Source organism: Tropicimonas sp. TH_r6 (genome assembly GCF_033101155.1).
In the GTDB taxonomy this organism is placed as follows: domain Bacteria; phylum Pseudomonadota; class Alphaproteobacteria; order Rhodobacterales; family Rhodobacteraceae; genus Tropicimonas.
Window position 1 is genome coordinate 1 of sequence record NZ_JAWMPX010000028.1, and the last position, 22,584, is coordinate 22,584.

The window sequence follows — 22,584 nt, forward strand, 5'->3', positions numbered from 1 at the left end:
AACCCTGCCGCCGTCAGGCGGTGCAAATCTCAGCTGTGATCATCCTCGACCTGGAATATCGAGGGAACCGCGGGACAAGGCGCCAGATCATTGGCCACCACATCCGACAGCCGCGACTGGTGCAGATAGACATAGACATGGGCCGACAGCCCTTCCCAGAGCCGGTTGTTGAGCGATTGCGCCCGGCTGCCCGAGACCCCGCCCTTGGCGCCCGCTCCGGTATGCAACGCACTCACCGTCTCATCGACCGCCGCCAGCACCTCCGCCACGCGGATCTGCTCGGGGACGCGCCCCAACCGGTAGCCGCCCCCCGGTCCGCGGACCGATTCCACCAGTCCGGCCCGGCGCAGCTTGACGAAGAGCTGTTCGAGATAGGGCAGCGAGATATCCTGACGCTCCGATATCTCCGCCAGCGTCACGAGTTTCTCGTGCGGAACCAGCGCGAGATCGGTCAACGCGACCATCGCATAGCGCCCCTTGGTGCTCAGTTTCATCGCCCGACCTCCCGCAAAACTTGACGCCACCGGCAGGGAGGCTTAACTGCCTCGAGCCGTGCATGTAACGCAGTGGCATTCATTGACGATCTAGATTGCCTGACCGAAAGGGTCAACAGCCCCGGCTCAGGCCCGCGACAAGGAAAAAGGCAAAACATGCCCGAGGTGATCTTTCCCGGACCCGAAGGGCGGCTTGAGGGCCGCTATCACCCGCAAAAGGAAAAGGACGCCCCTATCGCGATCATCCTGCATCCGCATCCGCAATTTGGCGGCACGATGAACAACAAGGTCGTCTACAACCTGCATTACACATTCTACAACATGGGCTTCACCGTGTTGCGCTTCAATTTCCGTGGTGTCGGCCGCTCTCAGGGCGAATACGACCAGGGGATCGGCGAGCTCTCGGATGCCGCCTCCGCGCTCGACTACCTGCAGTCGATGAACCAGAACGCCAAGCATTGCTGGGTGGCCGGTTTCTCTTTCGGAGCGTGGATCGGCATGCAGTTGCTGATGCGCCGCCCCGAGATCACCGGCTTCATCTCGGTCTCGCCGCCGGCGAACATGTATGACTTCTCCTTCCTTGCCCCCTGCCCGTCTTCGGGCCTGATCATCAACGGCACTGCAGATCGTGTTGCACCGCCGAAGGATACCCAGACACTTGTGGGCAAGCTGCATGAGCAGAAGGGCATCACCATCACGCATGAGGAGATGGACGGCGCGGACCATTTCTTCAAGGAACCGTACATGCAGCCGATGCTCGACAATGTCGAAACCTATGTGCGCCGCCGCCTCACAGAAAACACGCGCTGAGGCCGAGAATGGGTGTTCTGGAAGATCTCGCGGATACGCTGGCGAAAGATGCCATCGACGCTTACGAGAAACTGGGGGATGAGGATATCCTCAACGAGGTCGCCAAGCAGCTCGGCGCGACCTCGACCACGATGGAGGAGACCTATCTCACCTCCATCCGGATCCGTCTGTCCGAACGCCGCGCGCGATTGTATCTGGAACGCCGGGTGAAGGAGGCGGAAGGCTAGCCAACCTTCGGCAAGCTCTCACGGGCGGTATTCCTTCCACGACCTCATCCCATCTGCCCGGACGCCCATGTGTCTCGGCGTGTGGGTCATTTTCCTGTGCAGACCTGCTTCACTGGCCCGAAATCGACATTGCCGTTAAGCGCTGATTTGACACGTCCATGAATGCGTGTGCGGCGCGGGGCAGCTCTGTCCACGTCCCGGTCACTGAAAGACCCGCACAGCGGCAAGCGGCAGTATCAAGACAGAACGACCCGGCCTCCCAAGGGAAGACCGGGTCGGAAAATGGCCCAAAGGCGCGTGGATCAGAGCGCGAGCGCCTTGTTCAGGTTCTCGTCGATCTTTTCAAGGAAGCCGGTCGTCGTGTGCCAGCCCTGCTCCGGACCGACCAGCAGCGCGAGATCCTTGGTCATGTGACCGGCCTCGATGGTGTCGACAACCACCCGCTCCAGCGTCGAGGCGAAGGAGGCAAGCGCCACGTTCTCGTCGAGCTTGGCGCGGTGATGCAGCCCGCCGGTCCAGGCAAAGATCGAGGCCGTCGAGTTGGTCGAGGTCTGCTCGCCCTTCTGGTGCTGGCGGTAGTGGCGCGTCACGGTGCCGTGGGCGGCCTCGGCCTCCACGATCTTGCCATCCGGCGTCATCAGCTGCGAGGCCATCAGGCCAAGCGAACCGAAGCCCTGCGCCACGGTGTCGGACTGAACGTCGCCATCGTAGTTCTTGCAGGCCCAGACGAAGCCACCGTTCCACTTCATCGCACAGGCGACCATGTCGTCGATCAGGCGATGCTCGTACCAGATCTTCGCATCCTCGAACGCTTGCGCAAACTCCGCGTCGAACACTTCCTGGAACAGCTCCAGGAACCGGCCGTCATATTGCTTGAGGATGGTGTTCTTGGTCGACAAATAGACCGGCCAGCCCATCTTCAGGCCGTAATTGAACGAGGCCCGGGCGAAATCGCGGATCGAGTCGTCGAGATTGTACATGCCCATGAAGACGCCCGAAGACGGCGCCTGGTAGACCTCTTCCTCGATCACCGTGCCATCGTCGCCGACGAATTTCATCGTCAGCTTGCCCGAGCCGGGGAATTTGAAATCGGTCGCCTTGTACTGGTCGCCAAAGGCGTGGCGACCGATGACGATGGGGCGCGTCCAGCCCGGCACGAGCCGGGGCACGTTGCGGCAGATGATCGGCTGGCGGAAGACGACGCCCCCGAGGATGTTGCGGATCGTCCCGTTGGGCGAGCGCCACATCTTCTTGAGCCCGAACTCCTCGACCCGCGCCTCGTCCGGCGTGATCGTGGCGCATTTCACCGCGACGCCGATCTCCTTGGTCTTCTCGGCCGCATCGATGGTGATCTGGTCCTCGGTGCGGTCGCGCTCCTCCATCCCGAGGTCGTAATAGAGCAGGTCGAGATCCAGGTAGGGCAGGATCAGTTTCTGCTTGATGAAATCCCAGATGATCCGGGTCATTTCGTCTCCGTCCATCTCGACGATGGGGTTGTCCACCTTGATCTTGGTCATGGGTGTCCCTTTCCGAATCCGTGGTTGATCTGAGCCGCGTCATAGCGCAATCGGGGCTCCGCGGAAAGATGGTATGCGAAGGTATACAAAAATTTCCTCAATTATTTATGGCTTTGCTGCCTATTGCGGCTGTTAGCGGATGACATCGGCTGAATTGGACCCGATCCACGCAAGTGCGGAACCGGCAAGACGGATGAGGTCAACGAAGCGCGCCCGACGCCCGGGCGCCGGGCACAAACCGGTCCTGTCCCGACACGCGCGCGCGCCTGCGCCCGGGCTCCGCTAGAGGAATAGACTCATCCGGACCCCGTACACGTCCCAGGGCTGGCGCCCCGCCCGCTGCCCCCGCCCGGGGCCGTGCCGTCGGCGCGCCTTGCAAGACTGTTCAGCCCGGCGTAGAGCGGCTCCATGACAGATCGCCTGACCGCCCAATTCGCCTTTCTCGACGAGATCGACCGCCTCAAGGGGGTGCTCCGCGCAACGCCCATCGGCGATAATTCCCGGCGCGAGAACTCCGCCGAGCATTCCTGGCATATCGCCATGTATGCGCTTGTGCTGGCCGACCAGGCCGGGCCGGACGTGCGTATCGACCGGGTGCTGCAAATGCTGCTTCTTCATGACATCGTCGAGATCGATGCCGGCGACATGCCGATCCATCTCGCCCATGATGCCGCCGAGCAGGCGGCCAAGGAAGAGGCCGCCGCCGACCGTCTTTTCGGATTGCTGCCCGCCGAGCAGGCGGCCATGTTTCGCGCGCTCTGGGACGAGTTCGAGGCGGCCGAGAGCCCGGATGCAGTTTTCGCCAAGTCGCTCGACCGGGTACAGCCCTTGCTGCAGAACCATGCCTCCGGCGGCGGCAGCTGGATCGACTACGACGTGACGCTGGACCAGATCGACAGCCGGGTTGGCGCGAAGGTAAAGCGCGGAGCGCCGAATGTCTGGGATTTCGTGCGCGCCCGCGTCGCTCCGTTCTTCGACAGGTCGGCCTGAGGGCGTCGCATCATTTGCCCGACAGAACGGGACGTGGACGCCCGAGATACCCGCGCTGGAGGATGAGCCGGACCGACACTGCCGCAGCCGGGCAAGTTCAAGCCGTGACCGCAGCGCCCCTCTTCTGGTCGACAAGGTAATCCGTGAGTGCTGCGCCGATCCACATGCAGGTCAGCGCCAGCCAGGCCGTACCGACGAAGATCGACGTTCCCGTCACGCCCGCGCCAATCGCGCAGCCGCCCGCCAGCATGCCGCCAAAGCCCATCGCCGCCGCGCCGATCATCGCGCGCTGCATATTGCCGGCCCCCTCGAAGCCCTGCGCCTTCAACTCGCCCGCCCAGGCCGCCGCGATGAACGCGCCGAGGAAGACGCCGGGCACCAGCCCGATGTCAAACTCCAACACCGTGTCCGGCACCAGGAAGAACATCAACGTATGGGCGGAAGGGCCTGTAAAGGTTGCGCTTTCGATCTGAACAGGTTCGAAGGCGACCTGACTCAGCCCGTAGGTCAGCACCCAGCCAACCGCCACGGCAAAGCCCACGCCCGAGGCCATGAAAAGCTTCATCACCCCGAGATCGTTCTTCTTCGACAGGTAGAGCGCCAGCACCGCCAGCCCGAGACCGAGCACAAGACCGGTCGCCTGTGGCAGGTGCAGCGCCGCCAGCAGGTCGACATTGGTCCCTCCCGGCGTGATCCAGATCCCCGCCAGCGCCTCGCGCACCGGCACGAGCCAGCCGCCCAGCGTCATCTGCGCCACCACGGCGAAGACCAGCCCCGAGACCACGGACCGCAGGTTCCCCGTCGCCGCCAGCACCAGCAAGCGCCCCGAACAGCCGCGCGCCAGCACCATGCCAGCGCCGAAAATCAGCCCGCCAATCACCGCGCCGGACCATGTCCCCGGCACCGCCATCATTCGCGCATCTTCCGCCCGCATCAGGCCGAGCATCTGCGCGCCCTGTACCCAGACCATCGCCGTCGAGAAGGTCAGCAACCAGATCGACATGCGCGGTCCCAGCCCGCCACGCGCGAATTCCACCGTTGCCGCCCGCAGGCAGAAATTCGACCGCTGTGCGGCGATGCCGAACAGCATGCCCGTGACCAGACCGAACAGCGCCGCGCTCGGCGCCTCGCCGATCCGTTCGACGATTCCCAGAATATCCATCTTGTCCCCATGCGCGCGTTATATTCCGAATTTGCCATATAAACTGGCGCAAGGTAAGGCGCGTCGCCTTGATCCAGATCAGCCCCGCGCACCGCAGCCCTGCCCTGCGCGGATGCACGCCCATTTCGCTTTCCAAGAGGGCAGAGCGGGTCTATGGGCGAGGCATGAAAACGGTTTCTCTCGCTCAAGCTCAGGCACTGCCCTTCTGGCGCCGGCCGATCACGCTTCTCTTCGTCATGGCCGCCGCCATGCCGGTGGCCTTCGCCACATGGTCTGCATTGCTGAACAATTTCGTCATCGAGGTGGCGGATTTCGACGGATCGGATATCGGCTGGCTGCACACGGTGCGCGAGATTCCTGGCTTCCTCGCCATTTTCGTCATCGCGTTGATCCGTATCATGCGGGAACAGGTGCTGGGGCTCATATCGCTGGCGCTGCTGGGGGTGGCCACGGCGCTCACCGCCTGGTTCCCGAGCCTGGGCGGCATCCTGACCATCACCATGCTCAGCTCGATCGGCTTTCACTATTACGAGACCGTCAACCAGTCGCTACAGCTGCAATGGATCCCGAAGGACCGCGCGCCGAAAGTGCTCGGCTGGATGCTGGCCACGGGCTCGGCGGCGACGCTGGTCGCCTATGGGCTGATCGTCTCGACCTGGAAGGCCTTCGATCTCGATTATAACAGCGTCTACATGACCGCCGGTCTGTTCACGGCCTGCGTGGCGGTGCTGTGTCTGTTCCTCTACCCGCAATTCGAAAGCCCGACGCCGCAGGTGAAGAAATTCGTTCTGCGCCGCCGCTACTGGCTCTACTACGCGCTGCAATTCATGGCCGGCGCGCGGCGGCAGATCTTTGTCGTCTTTGCGGGCTTCATGATGGTGGAGAAGTTCGGATTTGAAGTGCATGAAATCGCGTCACTTTTCCTGATCACACTGGTCGCCAACATGGCCATGGCGCCAATCTTTGGCTGGGCGGTCGGTCGCTTTGGCGAACGCCGGGCGCTGATCTTCGAATATACCGGGCTGGCACTGATCTTCACCGCCTATGGCGGCATCTACATGTTTGGCTGGGGCGTGACGCTGGCAGCCGCGCTCTATGTGCTGGACCATATCTTCTTCGGCCTGGCGCTAGCGCTGAAGACCTATTTCCAGAAGATTGGCGATCCGGCCGACATGGCCCCCACCGCCGCTGTCGCCTTCACGATCAACCATATCGCCGCCGTCTTCCTTCCGGCCGCGCTCGGCTATCTCTGGCTGACATCGCCGGCGCTGGTCTTCGTGCTGGCCGCCTGCATGGCCTGTGGCTCTTTGGCGCTGTCGCTGATGATTCCGCGCCACCCCGAACCCGGCAACGAGACGATCTTCGCGGTCTTGCGCCGTCGCGCGCCGGCGGAGTGAGGTTCGCCACAGGCGCTGAATGGCACGGAGCGCAACGCGTCCCGCCCACCGATCACGCGGGCCGGAACGCCCAGGTCTCGACGGCTCCGTCCCGTCCGAAGCGCACCGCCTGCCCCGCCGGCACCTCTCGCCAGCCGCTCTCATCCACTTCCAGAGGCTCGGACACCACGGCGAAACCGGCGCGGGTCTCGGAATAGCGATAGAAGAGCGTCGGGGCCGTCTCGTCGGAGGAATACCGCACCGCATAGAGCGCGTCGCCGTCACTATAAGCCGCCGAGAAGCGCATATGCGGCCCGTCGCCATGTGCCCGAGACAGCGCCTCCAACTGCCCCACCGCCCGTTCCATCGCGGCGACCGGCGCCTCTTCCAGCCCTTCGGCCAAAGCCAAAAGGAACAGCACCTCGCTGTCCGTAGCGCCCTTGCGATGCGCGTAGAGCGAGTCCGGGATCAGCATGTCCGCCTGCTTGCGGAAGCCCTCGAAACCGCCCACCTGGCCGTTATGCATGAAGCTCCAGTGGCCCACGGCAAAGGGGTGGCAATTGTTGCGGCTGGTCGCGGTTCCGGTCGAGGCGCGGACATGGGCGAGGAAGAGCCCGGAGCGGACCTGTTCGCAGATCGCCCGCAGGTTCGGGTCCGACCAGGCCGGATAAATGTCGCGATAGAGCCCCGGCTCGGGGCGCGCGTCATACCAGGCCAGCCCGAACCCGTCGCCATTGGTCTGGGTCGGGCATTTGGCCGCCTCGAGGCTCTGGGCAACAAGCGAATGGCCCGGCCGGCTCACCACCTCTTCGAGAAAGATCTCGGGGCCGGCATAGGCTGCCCATCGACACATCGGCGCTCTCCCGTCTTGGTTCTTCTCCCACCGCCAATATCGGGGATTGCGGGCAAAGGGCAGTGCGGCACGGCCGCGCCCATCCGCCGACACGGAGAAAAGCAGGCAGGAAGCGGTTGAGATGGAGCGCGGCGCGCGCTATCGGCAATGGGGGCAGCGAAAGGATATCGCATGGAACGGGTGGAACTCAGCGTGGGGCTGGACCTCAGCCGCATCGTGTATGGCATGTGGCGGCTCAGCGACGATACCGACACCTCGCCGGCCCATGTTCAGGCCAAGATCGAGACCTGCCTTGAACAGGGCATCACCTCTTTCGACCTGGCCGATATCTATGGCGGCTACAAGACCGAGGGGCTGCTCGGCAAGGCACTGAAGGACGCGCCGGCGCTGCGGGCGCAAATGGAGATCGTGACCAAATGCGATATCGTCGCGCCGATCGGCAGGTTTTCCGACCGCAGCGTGAAGTATTACGACACCTCGCCGGCCCATATCTCCGCCTCCATCGACCGCTCCTTGCGCAAGATGCATGTCGAGCGGATCGACCTCTTCCTGCTGCACCGGCCAGACCCGCTGATGGACCCGTTCGAGACGGGCCGCGCGCTGGACGAGGCTGTGGCCGCGGGCAAGATCCGCGCCGTGGGCGTGTCGAACTTCCAACCGCATGACTGGGAGCTGCTGCAGGCGGCGATGGACACGCGGCTGGCGACCAACCAGATCGAGATTTCGCTGCTGGCGCATCAGCCTCTGACCAATGGCGAGCTGGCCTGGCTGCAACGCCACGGCATCGCGCCGATGGCCTGGTCGCCGCTGGCTGGCGGCGCGATGCTCTCTTCCGGGCACAGCCAGATGAACGAAGAACTGCACCGGGTCGCGGAGCGCGACGGGGTCGGGCCGATGGCGGTCGCGGTCGCCTGGCTGCTGGCGCATCCCGCCTGCATCCTGCCGGTGATCGGGACCAACAAGCTGGAACGCATTCGCCACATCCCCGATGCTTTCAAGGTCAACATGGACCGCGAGACATGGTACGGGCTATACACTGCCGCCCTGGGCCATGAAGTGCCTTGAGCCGCGCAGAAACCAGACGGACGAAACAGATGGATTCCGAGAGCTTCTCCCCCGGCCCCGGCCGCGAACGTGCCCTGCGCACCGCGCTTGGCGCCTTTGCCACCGGTGTCACGGTGGTGACCTGCCGCGGTCCGGACGGTCCGTTGGGCTTCACCGCCAACAGCTTCACCTCCGTTTCGCTCGATCCGGCGCTGGTGCTCTGGTGCCCGGCGATCCTGTCGCCGCGCCACGACGCCTTCGTAGGCGCGCAGGATTTCGCGATCCATGTGCTGGAGGCCCGCCAATTGGACGTCTCGCAGCGGTTTGCCGAACGCGCAGAGGATTTCGACGGGATTGACTGGACGGCCTCCGAGACCGGCGTCCCGCTGATCGAAGGCTGCCTGACCCGGCTCGACTGCCGCCATTTCGCCGCCCATGGCGCGGGCGATCACACCATCGTCCTCGGTCAGGTCGAACAGGTCACCCACCGCCCCGGCGCGCCCTTGCTCTTCGCGCTTGGCGCCTATGGAAAGCTCACCGGGATCTAGCGGCGAAAGCTGATGCAACCCCGCGCAGGATGCCTTTGTCCATTGGCGGATTGGGGGCCGTTTGAAGGCATTTGCATTGAAAGCGAATGGTCACGGGATCACGGCCAAAGGCCGCATTCCCGTCCACAAAGCGTCTACAAATTCCGCAGAACGGCTTTCTCGCCCCGCCCCAATCTCGAATTATACCTATTCTTATTCTGCAATGCAGCATCCCGACTGAACCGCTCCCGCCCTTGTTCTGACCGGGGTCTTCGCTCTGAACGCCTTGTTTACCTGCGCCGTTGCAAAAGCGTCGCCGCCACCGGGCATGACCGGACGTTGCCTGCGACGGGGCTTGCGCCATTGCCGCACCTCGTCAATAACCCCCAATGAAGAATTCCGTGCCGCACCCTCCCTCCCCGCGGCCCAGACGAGGAACGCCGACCATGACTTCCGCCGATATGAAAGCCGCCATTCTCCATCACCTGACCTATACGCAGGGCAAGGACGCCGCCCATGCGCAGATCTATGACTGGCGCATGGCGCTCTCCTATGCCGTGCGTGACAAGATCGTGGATCGCTGGTTCGAGGCGACGCGGCGCGCTTATGCGGAGCAACGCAAGCGGGTGTATTATCTCTCGCTGGAATTCCTGATCGGCCGGCTCCTGAAGGATGCCGTCGTCAACATGCGCCTTGAGGAGTCGGTGACGGATGCGCTGCGCCAACTCGGCGTGCCCTGGGACGAGATCATCGAGGACGAGCCCGATGCCGCGCTCGGCAATGGCGGCCTCGGCCGTCTTGCGGCCTGTTTCATGGAGAGCCAGGCAACGCTGGGCCTGCCGGCCATGGGCTACGGCATCCGCTACGAAAACGGCCTTTTCCGCCAGAGCTTCGAGGATGGCCGCCAGGTCGAGGAGCCGGAAGACTGGCTGAGCCAGACCCATGCCTGGGAATTCGTTCGCCCCGAAGTCTCGATCGATATCGGCTTTGGTGGCCATGTGCAGGAGATCGGCAGCCGCGCCAACTGGTACCCCTCCGAGATGCTCATCGCCATGGCGCATGACACGCCGGTCATCGGCTGGAAAGGCCGCTGGGGCAACACGCTTCGCCTCTGGGAAGGCCGGCCGATGCATGGCTTCGACCTCGCCCGGTTCAACCGGGGCGAGTATGCCGCCGCCGCCGAGCCCGAAGCGCTGGCGCGCACGCTTTCCCGCGTGCTCTACCCTGACGATCACACCGATCAGGGCAAGGAGCTGCGTCTCAAGCAGGAATTCTTCCACACCGCCGCCTCGCTCCGCGACATCATTCGCCGCTTCGAGAGCGAGTATGACGATCTGCGCCTGCTGCCCAAGAAGGCCGCGATCCAGATCAACGACACCCACCCGGCGATTGCCGGCCCGGAACTCGTGCGCATCCTGCATGACGAGCGCGGCATCGATTTCGAAGAGGCCGTTGGCATTGCGCGCAACACGATCTCCTACACCAACCACACGCTTCTGCCCGAGGCGCTGGAGACCTGGGGCGAGGCCCGCATGGGTCGTCTGCTGCCGCGCCACATGCAGTTGATCGACCGCATCGACGACCTGCATCGCCGCGAGACCGGCACCAACCATGTCAACGCCCACCAGGACGGCAAGGTCCATATGGGCACGCTGGGCTTCATCATGGCCCATAAGGTCAATGGCGTCGCGGCGCTGCATACCGAGCTACAGAAGACCACCGTCTTCAAGGAGCTGCACGAGCTGCACCCCGACCGCATCGTCAACCAGACCAATGGCGTCACGCCGCGCCGCTGGCTGCTCTCCTGCAACCCGCGTCTTGCCGGGCTCATCACCGACACGATCGGCGACAGCTGGGTCGATCACGCCGAGGACCTGCTGAAGCTGGAGCCCTCCGCCGATGACACGGCCTGGGTCGAGAAATTCTCGGCCGCCAAGCGCGCCAACAAGGTCGACCTGTCGAACTGGATCGCCGAGACCCTTGAGGTGAGCGTCGATCCTGAGTCGATCTTCGACATCCAGGTCAAGCGGATCCACGAATACAAGCGCCAGCACATGAACCTGCTGGAGACCATCGCCCACTGGCTGGAAATTCGCGACAATCCGAACGCCGACTGGGTGCCGCGGGTGAAGATATTCGGCGGCAAGGCCTTCCCGAACTACACCTATGCCAAGGAAATGGTGCACCTGGCCAATGACATGGCCAAGATGATGAACAGCGATCCGCTGACCTCGCGCTATCTCAAGGTGGTCTTCCCGCCGAACTACAACGTGTCGCTCGCTGAGCGCCTGATCCCGGCCGCCGATCTCTCGGAGCAGATCTCGACCGCCGGCAAGGAAGCCTCCGGCACGGGCAACATGAAGTTCTCGCTCAACGGCGCGCTGACCATCGGCACGCTGGACGGCGCCAATGTGGAGATCCGCGATCTGGTGAAGCCGGAAAACTTCTTCCTCTTCGGCATGACCGCCGATGAGGTCATGGAGCGCCGCGCCGAATCCGGTCACGCCGCCCGCGCCATTGCCGACGATCCGCGCCTCGCCCGCGCATTGGACGCGATCCGGTCGGGCCGCTTCAGCCCCGATGAGCCGGGCCGCTACCACATGATCACGGATAACCTCTGCCATCATGACTATTTCATGGTCTGCTCGGACTTCTCCGACTACTGGCGTGCGCAGCGCGAGGTGGACACGGCCTTCCAGGACCAGGCGAACTGGGCGCGCATGGCGGTGCTCAACACCGCGCGCACCGGCTGGTTCAGCTCGGACCGCACCATTCGCGGTTACATGAAGGATGTCTGGGACGTAGAGGCGGCCCCACTGGTCGATCTCGCCGCAGAATGAAATTCCGCGCTTGCGGATGGGGTCTACAGGAGTAGCTTGAGATTATGACCGATACCCCAGCCAAATACCCGCAAATGCCGCTGAGCCCCGACACGGCTCAGCAGATCGCAGCAGGCGCCTTGAGAGATCCGTTCTCCATTCTCGGTCCCCATGAGGCCGAGGATGGCAGTGTCTGGGTCACGGTGTATGACCCCGGCGCGGTCCACATGACGGTGATCACCGAGCATGAGGAGTTCCCGCTCTCGCATTTCGACGGTGTGCCCGGCGTTTTCTGCGGCCAGCTCGCAGGACGCGAATCCTATCGGCTGCGCGGCATGAATGCGAATGATGAGACCTGGGAGAACGAGGATCCCTATCGTTTCGGCCCGGTTATCGGCGAGATGGACGAATACCTGCTCGCCGAGGGCACCCATCAGCGGATCTGGCAGGTGCTGGGCGCGCATGTGATGGAGCATCAGGGGGTCCAGGGCACGCATTTCGCGGTCTGGGCGCCGAATGCGCAGCGGGTGTCTGTCGTGTGCGACTACAATTCCTGGGACGGGCGGCGCAACCCGATGCGGCTGCGCGGCGCGACAGGCGTCTGGGAGATCTTCCTGCCCGGCATTGGCGAAGGCGCGCCCTACAAATACGAGATCATCGGCGCGCAGGGCCAGCTCATGGCCGCCAAGGCGGACCCGGTGGGCTTCGGCGCCGAACATCCCCCGGCGACGGCCAGCGTGGTGCGCGACATCTCCGGCTATGGCTGGGACGATGATGGCTGGATGCATCACCGCCGCGAAAAGAACGCGCATGACGCGCCGGTCTCGATCTACGAGGTGCATCTGGGAAGCTGGAAGCGCAAGGTCGACGAGGGCAACCGCCCCCTTTCCTATCAGGAAGCGGCTGTGGAGCTGGTCGATTATGCCAAGGATATGGGCTTCACCCATATCGAATTCCTGCCCATCAGCGAGTTCCCCTTTGACGGGTCCTGGGGTTACCAGCCCATCGGCCTGTTTGCCCCGACCGTCCGCCACGGCCCGCCGCATGAATTCCGCGACCTCGTGGAAGCGGCGCACCAGGCCGGGCTTGGCGTCATCCTCGACTGGGTGCCCGGCCATTTCCCGACCGACGTTCACGGCCTCGGCCAGTTCGACGGAACGGCCCTTTACGAACATGCGGACCCGAAAGAAGGTTTCCATCAGGACTGGAACACCCTGATCTACAATTTCGGCCGCACCGAAGTCGCCAACTTCCTGATTTCCAACGCACTTTACTGGCTGGAGGAATATCACGTCGACGGGCTCCGGGTCGATGCCGTGGCCTCGATGCTCTATCGCGACTACAGCCGCGAAGCCGGCGAATGGGTCCCCAACAAGGATGGCGGGCGCGAAAATCTCGAAGCGATCGACCTGCTGCAGCGGACCAACATGATCTGCTATGGCGAGGTACCGGGCATCATGACGGCGGCCGAGGAGAGCACCTCCTTCCCCGGCGTGTCCAAGCCGGTCGATTCCGGGGGGCTGGGCTTTGGCTTCAAGTGGAACATGGGCTGGATGAACGACACGCTCGACTATATCGAGCGCGATCCGATCCACCGCCGGCATCATCACCACCAGATGACCTTCGGCATCCACTATGCCTTCAGCGAGAACTTCATCCTGCCGATCAGCCATGACGAGGTGGTCCACGGCAAGGGCTCGATGATCAACAAGATGCCGGGGCTGGAAGGCGAGAAATTCGCCAATCTGCGCGCCTTTTACGGCTTCATGTGGGGTCATCCGGGCAAGAAGCTGCTGTTCATGGGCAACGAGATCGCCCAATGGGCCGAGTGGAACAACAATGACCAGCTCGATTGGGCCGCGACCGAGTATTACACCCATGCCGGGGTGCAGAAGCTCATCCGTGATCTCAACTTCACCTATCGCGACACGCCCGGGCTCTATCGCAAGGATTGCGAGCCGGGCGGGTTCGAGTGGCTCGAAGCCAATGACATGGACAACTCGGTCTATGCCTGGATCCGTCGCGGCGCGCCGGAGGATCCGGAAGTCGTGGTGGCCTGCAACTTCACGCCCATTGAACGTTTCGGCTATCGGATCGGGCTGCCGTCATCGGGCAAGTGGCGGACGGCGATCAACACGGATGCCAAGGAATATGGCGGCGAGGGACGTGGCGACATGAATGGCGTCACGGCGGAGGAGACGCCATGGCACGGGCAGGACTATTCGTCGCCCGTGACGCTGCCGCCGCTTTCAACCGTCATCTTGGTGCGCGAAAGCGACTGACGACAGGACCATCAGGAGGAGAACCACACCATGCCGAACTCTCACGTGAGACTTTCCTCGAGGGCGATGGCCTTCGTGCTGGCCGGCGGCCGCGGCAGCCGTCTGAAGGAACTGACCGACACCCGCGCCAAGCCCGCCGTCTATTTCGGCGGCAAGGTGCGGATCATCGATTTCGCGCTGTCCAACGCGCTCAATTCCGGCATCCGGAAGATGGCGATTGCCACGCAATACAAGGCGCATTCGCTGATCCGCCACTGCCAGCGCGGCTGGGGCTTCTTCCGCGCCGAGCGCAACGAGTTCCTCGACATCCTGCCCGCCAGCCAGCGGATGGGCGGCGAGAACTGGTATGTCGGAACCGCCGATGCCGTGCACCAGAATATCGACATCATCGACAGCTATCACATCGAATACATCGTCATCCTCGCCGGCGATCACATCTACAAGATGGATTACGAGATGATGCTGGAGCAGCATGTGGAGGCCGGCGCGGATGTGACCATCGGCTGCCTGACCGTGCCGCGCGAAGAGGCGTCGGCCTTTGGTGTGATGGATGTGGACGCGAGTTCCCGTATCATCGACTTCATGGAAAAGCCCGAGGATCCGCCCGGCACGCCCGACGATCCGAACGTGACGCTGGCCTCGATGGGAATCTATGTCTTCAGCTGGAAATTCCTGCGGGAGTTGCTGCTCGAAGACGCCAAGGACACCAATTCCAGCCATGATTTCGGTCATGACCTGATCCCGCATATCGTCAAGAACGGCAAGGCGGTGGCGCATCGCTTCTCCGACAGTTGCGTCAAGTCCGACCCGGCCGGCCCGGCCTATTGGCGCGACGTTGGAACGGTGGATGCTTTCTGGAAGGCCAATATCGACCTGACCGATTTCACCCCGGAGCTCAATCTCTGGGATCAGGACTGGCCGATCTGGACTTATTCGGAATCGGTGCCGCCGGCGAAATTCATCCATGACGAGGAAAACCGGCGCGGCATGGCCATTTCCTCGATGATCTCGGGCGGCTGCATCGTCTCCGGTACGGAAATTCGCAACTCGCTGCTGGGAACCATGGTGAACACCAATTCCTACGCGGTGCTCGACCATTCGGTCGTGCTGCCCTATGCGACAGTTGCCCGCCATGCGCGGCTGACCAATGCAGTGATCGACCGTGGCGTGACTGTCCCTGAAGGGCTGATCGTGGGCGAAGATCCCACGGAAGACGCGAAGTGGTTCCGCGTCTCCGAGAAGGGAATCACGCTGATCACCCAGGACATGCTCGACAGAAGGGAAGCCGCGCTGTCATGAAAGTCCTCTCCGTTGCCTCGGAAATCGCCCCGCTGATCAAGACGGGCGGGCTGGCTGATGTTGCCGGCGCCCTGCCGGCAGCCTTGAAAGGCGTTGGCGTGGAAATGCGCACGCTGGTGCCGGGCTACCCCAAGATCCTCAAGGCGCTTGGCGAGGGACGGCAGGTGATGACGGACGGGGACCTCTTCGGAGGTCCCGTCCAGGTTCTCTTCGGCAAGATCGGCGAGCTTGAGCTTTATGTTCTTGACGCCTCTCATCTTTACTACCGCGATGGCGGCCCCTACGCGGCGCCGGACGGTTTCGACTGGTGGGACAACCCGGAGCGCTTCGCGGCGCTTTGCTGGATCGGCGCACGGCTGGCCAATGAAGGCCAGATCCATGGCTGGAAGCCGGATGTCGTGCATGCGCATGACTGGCAGGGCGGGCTGACGCCGGTTTACATGCAGCGTCTCGGCGCGTCGCATACGGTCGGCTCGGTGATGACGATCCACAATATCGCCTTCACCGGCACGGCCGGCGCCGACATGGTCCATCGGCTTCGCCTGCCGATGGAGGGCTACAACGCTGGCGGGTTCGAATTCTACGGCCGGATCTCGGCGCTGAAGGCGGGCATCGCCTATGCCGACAAGGTCAACACCGTTTCGCCGACCTATGCCGAGGAACTGAAGACGCCCGAATTCGGCATGGGGTTCGACGGCACCCTGCAATTCAAGGGCGAGAATTTCACCGGCATTCTCAATGGCATAGACACCGATTACTGGGACCCGGCGACCGATACCCATATCGAGAGCTACAAGGTCCTGCGCGGCAAGGCCAAGGCGCGCGCGGCACTCTGCGAGGAGATGCGGCTGGACCCGGAGGGCGGGCCGCTCTGCGTCGTGGTCTCGCGGCTGACGGATCAGAAGGGGATGGACCTGTTGCTGCAGGCCCTGCCCCGCTTGATCGCACGCGGCGGCCAGCTTTGCCTGCTCGGCTCCGGCAACGCGTATTTCGAGGAGAGATTCCTCGAGGCCGCAGCGGAGAACCCAGGCCAGGTTGCGGTGCGCATCGGCTATGACGAGCCGCTCAGCCATCGGATCATCGCCGGTGGCGACGCCATTCTCGTGCCATCGCGCTTCGAACCTTGCGGGCTGACCCAGCTTTACGGGCTACGCTATGGCACGGTGCCGGTCGTCGCGAAAACCGGCGGGTTGGCCGACACGATCATTCCGTTGACGGTGGCCACGAAGATTGGCAAGGTCGCCACCGGCCTTCAACACGCGCCCGGGTCGGGCGATGCGCTGGTGGCCGCACTGAACGAGCTGTGCGATATCTGGGACGAGCCAAAGCTCTACCAACAGATCCAGCGCAACGGAATGAAACACCCCGTCGGATGGGAGGTCTCGGCGGCCGAATATGCGGCACTTTACAAGGCTGCGGCGAGGACCTCGTGAGACACCCGGAATTCGTGATTTCGGCCGGCCGCCCGGCACCGCTCGGCGCGACCTTTGATGGAGACGGCGTTAATTTCGCCGTCTTCTCTCAACATGCGACCGCGATGGAGGTCTGCCTGTTCTCTTCGGATGGCAAGACCGAGACCCAGCGGCTGCGGCTGCCGGAGCGCGACGGCGATGTCTGGTTTGGCTATATCTCGGGCCTGCGCCCGGGACAGTTCTACGGGCTGCGCGCTCACGGCCCCTACCGGCCGGACGAAGGACATCGGTTCAACCCCAACAAGCTGCTGCTGGACCCTTATGCCAAGCGGCTGACGGGCAAGCCGGTCTGGCATGACGCGCTGATGGGCTACCAAATCGGCTCCAATGCGCGCGACCTCAGCTTCGACACTCGCGATTCCGCGCCTTACATGCCGCGCTGCGTGGTCGAGGACACGGCTTTCTCCTGGGGTTATGACAATCACCCGCGCACGCCCATTGCCGACACGATCATCTATGAAGCCCATGTGAAGGGGCTGACCCAGCTCCATCCGGATGTGGCGCCGGAGGGCTGTTTCCTCGGGCTGGCGACGGACACGATGCTGGATTATTTCACCAAGCTCGGCATCACCGCCATCGAGCTTCTGCCCGTCCACAGCTTCCTGACCGACCGGTTCCTCTTCGACAAGGGACTGGAGAATTACTGGGGATACCAGACACTTGGCTTCTTCGCGCCGGATCCGCGCTATCTCTCCGAGGGCAAGATCAGCGAATTCCAGCAGATGGTGGCGCGGCTGCACCATGCCGGGATCGAGGTCATTCTCGACGTGGTCTACAACCACACCTGCGAGGGCAACGAGCTCGGCCCGACGTTGAGCTTCCGCGGCCTCGACAACCGCTCCTATTACCGCCTGATTCAGGACAAGCGTTACTACATCAACGATACCGGCACCGGGAACACGCTCAATCTCGACCACCCGATGGTGCTGCGCATGGTGATGGACAGCTTGCGCTACTGGGTGCAGGTCATGCATGTGGACGGCTTCCGCTTCGACCTCTGCTCGACGCTGGGGCGCACGGATTACGGCTTCGACGCCGGCGCGAGCTTCTTCGACGCGATCCGCCAGGACCCGGTGCTGACGCAGGTCAAGCTGATTGCGGAGCCCTGGGACGTCGGCCCTGGCGGCTACCGGCTCGGCGGCTTCCCCGCCCCCTTCCTCGAGTGGAACGACCGTTTCCGCGACGGCATTCGCCGGTTCTGGCGTGGCGATGCCGGCCGCGCGCCCGATCTCGCCGGCCGGCTGACCGGTTCGGCGGCGGAGTTCGACCATTCGGGGCGCCCGGCCACGGCGAGCGTCAACCTGATCACCGCGCATGACGGTTTCACCCTGCAGGACACGGTCAGCTATAACGGCAAGCACAACCTGGCCAATGGCGAGGACAATCGCGACGGCCATTCGGAGAATTATTCCGACAATTTCGGCTGGGAAGGCCCGACCGACGATCCCAAGGTCACCGAGGCGCGCAACCGGCGCAAACGGGCGATGATCGCCACGCTGATGATGAGCCAGGGCACGCCAATGCTGCTGGCTGGCGACGAGCTGTCGAACAGCCAGAACGGCAACAACAACGCCTATGCGCAGGATAACGAGACCTCCTGGATCGACTGGGAAAACGCCGACATGGAAATGATGGAGTTCACGGCGGAGATGATCAAGTTCCGCCGCGAACACCCCATCCTGCGCCAGAAGGTCTTCCTGCACAGCCGCGAGCGTCGCATTGACGGGCGCGAAGACCTGTTCTGGTGGCGTCCTGACGGCAAGCCGATGACGACGCCGGATTGGGTCGATCCGGGGCTGAAGCTGGTCTGCGTCGAGATGCGCACCGCCTCCGGCACGCCGATCTTCGCCGCGACCGAGAACGCGGTCTTTGCCGTCTTCAACGCGGGCGGTGCCTCCAAGGTGCGCCTGCCCATCCCTCCCAAGGACACGCGCTGGCTCTGGTCGATCGACACGGCAGACCCGGGTCGCGGAGAGATCCCGGTGAGAAAGCTGGAGGTCAGCGTGGAAGCCCAGACAGTCGCCATTTTCGTACTGGAATCGCTCCTATGAGCGGTGCGCTGCGCGAGTTGGCGCATCTCGCTGGTATTTACGACGATTACTGGGACCAGAAAGGCACGCTCCGGACCACTGGCGCGGCCACCGACACGGCTCTGTTGGATGCGATGGGCTTCGCGGTCGGCACCGACGCGGAGGTCGAGGAGACATTGGCCCGGTTGCGCGAGGAGCTGTCCCGGCGCGCCCTGCCCCGCTGGATGATCCTGGAACCGGAAGCCGAGGCGAAGGCGGTGCTCGAAGCGCCGGCCGAGGCGATCCGGTTGATCCGGGAGGACGGCGAGACGGAAACGCTGCCCGCCGGACCCGAGCCGGTGCTGCCGGCGGGCACAGAGGTGACCCTGCCCCCGCTTCCCATCGGCATCCATGTGCTCTCGCTCGATGGCGAGGAGACGACGCTGCTCGTCGCGCCGCCGCATCTCGAACTGCCACCGCCGGGCTGGGGTATCACGCTGCCGCTCTACGGGCTGCGCATCGAAGAGGAAGGCGGTTTGGGCGATTATCACGATCTGAAACAGGCGGTCACGGCGCTTGGCCGGGTCGGCGCGAGCTTCGTCGGACTGAACCCTGTCCATGCCGGGTTCCCGACCGACCGCAACGCCTTCAGCCCCTATTCTCCGTCGCATCGGCGACGGCTGGCGACCATGCATATCGGGTTGGGCGACGCGCGCCCGACCGCTTCCGACACGTTGATCGACTATCCGGAGATCGTCCCGGCCCATCGCGCCGCACTCGAAACGGCCTTTGACGCCTTCGAAGCGAGGGGGGGCGATGCCGGTTTCGACGCCTGGATGGAGGCGGAGGGCGGCTCGCTGGACCGGTTCGCGACGCATCAGGCGCTTTCTGATCTGCATGGTCCGTACTGGCTGCACTGGGACGCCGAACTGCAGGACGCCTTTTCGCCCGCCGTGGTGGATTTCCGCGAGGCCAACCCGCGGGCGATCCGCTTCCATTCATGGTTGCAATGGCAGGCCGAGGAACAGCTCGCCGCCGTTTCCGAGGCCGCTGCGGTCGAAGGGATGCGCTACGGTCTCTATCTCGACCTCGCCGTGGGCACCCATCCGCATGGAGCGGAGACATGGTCCGACGGGGCGGTCTTTGCGCCCGGCGTGTCGCTGGGCGCGCCGCCGGATGCTTTTTCGCCCGACGGGCAGGTCTGGGCGCTGGCGCCCTTCAACCCGCATGCGCTGGCGACGATGCATTTCCGCCCGCTGGCCGAGACGCTGCGGCGGCAGATGCGCTTTGCCAAGCTCCTGCGGATTGACCATGTGCTCGGGTTCGAACGCGCCTTCTGGGTGCCGACCGAGACGGATGCACCGGGAACCTATGTGGTGATGCCGCGCGAAGCGATGCTGGCAGTGGTCCGTATCGAAGCGGCTCGGGCCGGCGCTGTGGTGATCGGCGAGGATCTGGGCAATGTGCCGGACGGGTTGCAGGAGGCGATGAGCCGGTCTGGCCTGCTTGGCTGTCGGCTGTGCATGTTCGAGCAGCCCAACCATGCCGAATTCCGCCCCCCCGAAGACTACACGGAGGCCGCGCTGGCCTCGTTTGGCAGCCATGATGTGCCGGTCTGGGCAGGCTGGCGCGCCGCGCGGGATGTCGAGATCCGGCATGAGCTGGGCTACCTGGACGATGCGGATTATCCCAACGCGCTGGACTGGCGGCGCAGCGAAGTTGCGGGGTTCGACCGGCTGGCCGGCACGGAGGATGGCAGTGCCGATGCACTGCACCGTTTCGTCGGCTCGGTGAAGAGCCGGCTCGTGGCGTTGCAACTTGCCGATATCCTCGGCGTGGTCGAGCAGGACAACCTGCCGGGCACGGTCGACACCCATCCCAATTGGCGCCGCCGTCTTCCGGTCGGTGTCTCGGAGCTTGGCCGGCACGAGGCCGTGCTGCGCTCCGCTCAAATCATGAAAGAATCCGGCCGAAGGGAGTGAGCCATGGAACGCATTACGGTTCAGACACAGCCGATCGAGGGGCAGAAGCCCGGGACCTCGGGGCTGCGCAAGAAGACCAATGTCTATATGAAGCCGCATTTCCTGGAGAATTTCATCCAGTCGATCCTGAACGGCATTGGCGGCGTCGCCGGCAAGACGCTCGTATTGGGCGGCGACGGGCGCTATTTCAACGATCACGCCGCGCAGGTGATCCTGCGCATGGCGGCGGCGCAGGGCTGCGCGAAGGTGATCGTGGGACAGGACGCGATCCTGTCGACCCCGGCCGCCTCCAACCTGATCCGTATCCGCGAAACCGATGGCGGCATCATCATGTCCGCGAGCCACAATCCCGGCGGTCCGGACGAGGATTTTGGCGTCAAGTTCAACACCCCCAATGGTGGACCGGCGCCCGAAGAGGTGACGGACCGGATCTTTGCCGCGACCAAGCAGATCAGCTCCTATGACACGCTCGAATGCGACGATGCGGACCTGTCCACGCTCGGTCTGTCGAAGATGGGCGACATGGATGTCGAGGTGGTCGACCCCGTTGCCGATTACGCCGCGCTGATGGAGGAGCTGTTCGATTTCGACGCAATCGCGAGGCTCATCGACACCGGCTTCCGCATCCGGTTCGATGCGATGCATGCCGTGACCGGGCCTTACGCGACCGAGATCCTCGAAGGCCGCCTCGGCGCGCCGCGGGGCACGGTGGTGAATGGCACCCCCTCCCCCGATTTCGGCGGCGGGCACCCGGATCCCAACCCAATCTGGGCGAAAGAGCTGATGGACGCGATGTTTGCCGAGGATGCGCCCGATTTCGGCGCGGCGTCCGATGGCGATGGCGACCGCAACATGGTCGTCGGCCGGGGCGCCTACGTGACGCCCTCGGATTCGCTGGCCGTGCTGGCGGCGAATGCGCATCTGGCCCCGGGCTATGCCAAGGGGCTGGCGGGCGTGGCACGCTCTATGCCGACCTCGGGCGCTGTGGACCGCGTCGCAGCCGCGCGCGGCATGGATTGCTACGAGACGCCAACGGGTTGGAAATTCTTCGGCAACCTTCTGGATGCCGGCCGCGCCACGCTTTGCGGCGAGGAGAGCGCCGGGACGGGGTCCGATCACGTTCGGGAGAAAGACGGCCTGTGGGCCGTGCTTCTCTGGCTCAACATATTGGCTGTGAACGGGAAATCCGTGCAGGCCATGCTCGACGACCATTGGGGCGAATTCGGCCGCAACTACTATTCGCGCCATGACTACGAGGGCGTGGACGCCACCGCCGCCGAAGGGCTGATGGACGCGATGCGGGCGCAGTTCGACACGTTGCCGGGCAAGGTATTCGCCGGCAAGACCGTCGCGAGCGCGGATGAGTTTGCCTATGACGACCCGGTGGACGGCTCGCATTCGGCCGGACAGGGCATTCGGATCGGCTTCGAAGGCGGCGGGCGCGCTGTCTTCCGGCTCTCGGGCACTGGCACGGTCGGCGCGACGCTTCGGGTTTATCTCGAAGATGTCTGCGAAGACCCGGCCGCGATGAACCGTGATCCGCAGGAGGCGCTGGCCGAGATCATCGCTGCGGCAGATGCAATCGCCGGGATTTCCGAACGTACGGGCCGTGACGGACCGGACGTTCGGACCTGATCCGAAAGCGGGGTCGACCGGGCGTCCGTTCGGGCGTCGTGTCCGCGGGAACCGGGAGGATCGCGCGGCACCGGGCGACAGGCACT

General features: G+C 63.9%; 17 protein-coding genes. 13 read left to right on the forward strand and 4 right to left on the reverse strand.

Features of this window, described 5'->3' with window-relative positions; genetic code table 11:
- Window positions 1–29: 29 nt before the first annotated feature.
- Window positions 30–494, reverse strand: a complete 465-nt coding sequence (locus R3X27_RS20460) for an Rrf2 family transcriptional regulator (RefSeq protein ID WP_317710750.1) — start codon at window positions 492–494, stop codon at window positions 30–32.
- Window positions 495–650: 156 nt separating this feature from the next.
- On the opposite strand from R3X27_RS20460, the gene R3X27_RS20465 reads away from it, so the two are divergent.
- Both R3X27_RS20465 and R3X27_RS20470 read left to right on the forward strand, forming a co-directional pair.
- Window positions 651–1,304, forward strand: coding sequence for an alpha/beta hydrolase (locus R3X27_RS20465; protein ID WP_317710751.1), 654 nt, complete (start codon window positions 651–653; stop codon window positions 1,302–1,304).
- A gap of 8 nt (window positions 1,305–1,312) precedes the next feature.
- Complete coding sequence (locus R3X27_RS20470; RefSeq protein ID WP_317710752.1) at window positions 1,313–1,531, forward strand: hypothetical protein; 219 nt, start codon at window positions 1,313–1,315, stop codon at window positions 1,529–1,531.
- 302 nt (window positions 1,532–1,833) lie between these two features.
- Here the strand turns inward: R3X27_RS20470 and R3X27_RS20475 are convergent, their stop codons facing one another.
- Complete coding sequence (locus tag R3X27_RS20475; RefSeq protein WP_317710753.1) at window positions 1,834–3,048, reverse strand: NADP-dependent isocitrate dehydrogenase; 1,215 nt, start codon at window positions 3,046–3,048, stop codon at window positions 1,834–1,836.
- A gap of 408 nt (window positions 3,049–3,456) precedes the next feature.
- Here R3X27_RS20475 and R3X27_RS20480 point away from each other — a divergent pair, with 408 nt between their 5' ends.
- Complete coding sequence (locus tag R3X27_RS20480; RefSeq protein WP_317710754.1) at window positions 3,457–4,038, forward strand: HD domain-containing protein; 582 nt, start codon at window positions 3,457–3,459, stop codon at window positions 4,036–4,038.
- A 97-nt stretch (window positions 4,039–4,135) separates the two neighbouring features.
- Here the strand turns inward: R3X27_RS20480 and R3X27_RS20485 are convergent, their stop codons facing one another.
- Window positions 4,136–5,200 (reverse strand): YeeE/YedE family protein, encoded by a 1,065-nt coding sequence (locus R3X27_RS20485; protein ID WP_317710755.1) that lies wholly within the window; start codon window positions 5,198–5,200, stop codon window positions 4,136–4,138.
- Between the two features lie 164 nt (window positions 5,201–5,364).
- On the opposite strand from R3X27_RS20485, the gene R3X27_RS20490 reads away from it, so the two are divergent.
- Complete coding sequence (locus R3X27_RS20490) at window positions 5,365–6,597, forward strand: MFS transporter (protein ID WP_317710756.1); 1,233 nt, start codon at window positions 5,365–5,367, stop codon at window positions 6,595–6,597.
- A 52-nt stretch (window positions 6,598–6,649) separates the two neighbouring features.
- Here R3X27_RS20490 and R3X27_RS20495 read toward each other — a convergent pair whose 3' ends face one another.
- The gene (locus tag R3X27_RS20495; RefSeq protein WP_317710757.1) at window positions 6,650–7,429 is read right to left on the reverse strand and encodes a class II glutamine amidotransferase; all 780 of its coding nucleotides are present in this window, start codon (window positions 7,427–7,429) and stop codon (window positions 6,650–6,652) included.
- 171 nt (window positions 7,430–7,600) lie between these two features.
- Between R3X27_RS20495 and R3X27_RS20500 the strand changes: the two genes are divergently transcribed.
- From R3X27_RS20500 to R3X27_RS20540, 9 genes are all read left to right on the forward strand, one after another.
- Window positions 7,601–8,494, forward strand: a complete 894-nt coding sequence (locus tag R3X27_RS20500; RefSeq protein WP_317710758.1) for an aldo/keto reductase — start codon at window positions 7,601–7,603, stop codon at window positions 8,492–8,494.
- Window positions 8,495–8,523: 29 nt separating this feature from the next.
- On the forward strand, window positions 8,524–9,021 hold the full coding sequence (locus R3X27_RS20505; protein WP_317710759.1) for a flavin reductase family protein: 498 nt from the start codon (window positions 8,524–8,526) through the stop codon (window positions 9,019–9,021).
- A 425-nt stretch (window positions 9,022–9,446) separates the two neighbouring features.
- A complete protein-coding gene (locus R3X27_RS20510; protein ID WP_317710760.1) occupies window positions 9,447–11,840 on the forward strand; it encodes a glycogen/starch/alpha-glucan phosphorylase in 2,394 nt (797 codons plus the stop codon).
- Between the two features lie 44 nt (window positions 11,841–11,884).
- A complete protein-coding gene (glgB, locus tag R3X27_RS20515; protein WP_411572518.1) occupies window positions 11,885–14,101 on the forward strand; it encodes a 1,4-alpha-glucan branching protein GlgB in 2,217 nt (738 codons plus the stop codon).
- Window positions 14,102–14,131: 30 nt separating this feature from the next.
- Window positions 14,132–15,400, forward strand: a complete 1,269-nt coding sequence (glgC, locus tag R3X27_RS20520; RefSeq protein WP_317710761.1) for a glucose-1-phosphate adenylyltransferase — start codon at window positions 14,132–14,134, stop codon at window positions 15,398–15,400.
- Window positions 15,397–16,833 carry a glycogen synthase GlgA gene (gene glgA, locus R3X27_RS20525; protein ID WP_317710762.1) on the forward strand — a complete coding sequence of 479 codons (1,437 nt, stop codon included), beginning with the start codon at window positions 15,397–15,399 and terminating at the stop codon, window positions 16,831–16,833. The genes glgC and glgA overlap by 4 nt, the downstream gene beginning before the upstream one ends.
- On the forward strand, window positions 16,830–18,923 hold the full coding sequence (gene glgX, locus R3X27_RS20530) for a glycogen debranching protein GlgX (RefSeq protein WP_317710763.1): 2,094 nt from the start codon (window positions 16,830–16,832) through the stop codon (window positions 18,921–18,923). Before glgA ends, glgX begins: the two co-directional genes overlap by 4 nt.
- Entirely contained in the window at window positions 18,920–20,863 is a 1,944-nt protein-coding gene (malQ, locus tag R3X27_RS20535) for a 4-alpha-glucanotransferase (RefSeq protein WP_317710764.1), read from the forward strand. Before glgX ends, malQ begins: the two co-directional genes overlap by 4 nt.
- 3 nt (window positions 20,864–20,866) lie before the next feature.
- A complete protein-coding gene (locus tag R3X27_RS20540) occupies window positions 20,867–22,498 on the forward strand; it encodes an alpha-D-glucose phosphate-specific phosphoglucomutase (RefSeq protein ID WP_317710765.1) in 1,632 nt (543 codons plus the stop codon).
- The last annotated feature ends 86 nt before the right edge of the window (window positions 22,499–22,584 follow it).

What these genes read in the sequence shown, in the direction of transcription:
- R3X27_RS20460 (WP_317710750.1), bottom strand. Translation starts at nt 494, where the DNA reads ATGAAACTGAGCACCAAGGGGCGCTATGCGATGGTCGCGTTGACCGAT.
- R3X27_RS20465 (WP_317710751.1), top strand. Translation starts at nt 651, where the DNA reads ATGCCCGAGGTGATCTTTCCCGGACCCGAAGGGCGGCTTGAGGGCCGC.
- R3X27_RS20470 (WP_317710752.1), top strand. Translation starts at nt 1,313, where the DNA reads ATGGGTGTTCTGGAAGATCTCGCGGATACGCTGGCGAAAGATGCCATC.
- R3X27_RS20475 (WP_317710753.1), bottom strand. Translation starts at nt 3,048, where the DNA reads ATGACCAAGATCAAGGTGGACAACCCCATCGTCGAGATGGACGGAGAC.
- R3X27_RS20480 (WP_317710754.1), top strand. Translation starts at nt 3,457, where the DNA reads ATGACAGATCGCCTGACCGCCCAATTCGCCTTTCTCGACGAGATCGAC.
- R3X27_RS20485 (WP_317710755.1), bottom strand. Translation starts at nt 5,200, where the DNA reads ATGGATATTCTGGGAATCGTCGAACGGATCGGCGAGGCGCCGAGCGCG.
- R3X27_RS20490 (WP_317710756.1), top strand. Translation starts at nt 5,365, where the DNA reads ATGAAAACGGTTTCTCTCGCTCAAGCTCAGGCACTGCCCTTCTGGCGC.
- R3X27_RS20495 (WP_317710757.1), bottom strand. Translation starts at nt 7,429, where the DNA reads ATGTGTCGATGGGCAGCCTATGCCGGCCCCGAGATCTTTCTCGAAGAG.
- R3X27_RS20500 (WP_317710758.1), top strand. Translation starts at nt 7,601, where the DNA reads ATGGAACGGGTGGAACTCAGCGTGGGGCTGGACCTCAGCCGCATCGTG.
- R3X27_RS20505 (WP_317710759.1), top strand. Translation starts at nt 8,524, where the DNA reads ATGGATTCCGAGAGCTTCTCCCCCGGCCCCGGCCGCGAACGTGCCCTG.
- R3X27_RS20510 (WP_317710760.1), top strand. Translation starts at nt 9,447, where the DNA reads ATGACTTCCGCCGATATGAAAGCCGCCATTCTCCATCACCTGACCTAT.
- glgB (WP_411572518.1), top strand. Translation starts at nt 11,885, where the DNA reads ATGACCGATACCCCAGCCAAATACCCGCAAATGCCGCTGAGCCCCGAC.
- glgC (WP_317710761.1), top strand. Translation starts at nt 14,132, where the DNA reads ATGCCGAACTCTCACGTGAGACTTTCCTCGAGGGCGATGGCCTTCGTG.
- glgA (WP_317710762.1), top strand. Translation starts at nt 15,397, where the DNA reads ATGAAAGTCCTCTCCGTTGCCTCGGAAATCGCCCCGCTGATCAAGACG.
- malQ (WP_317710764.1), top strand. Translation starts at nt 18,920, where the DNA reads ATGAGCGGTGCGCTGCGCGAGTTGGCGCATCTCGCTGGTATTTACGAC.
- R3X27_RS20540 (WP_317710765.1), top strand. Translation starts at nt 20,867, where the DNA reads ATGGAACGCATTACGGTTCAGACACAGCCGATCGAGGGGCAGAAGCCC.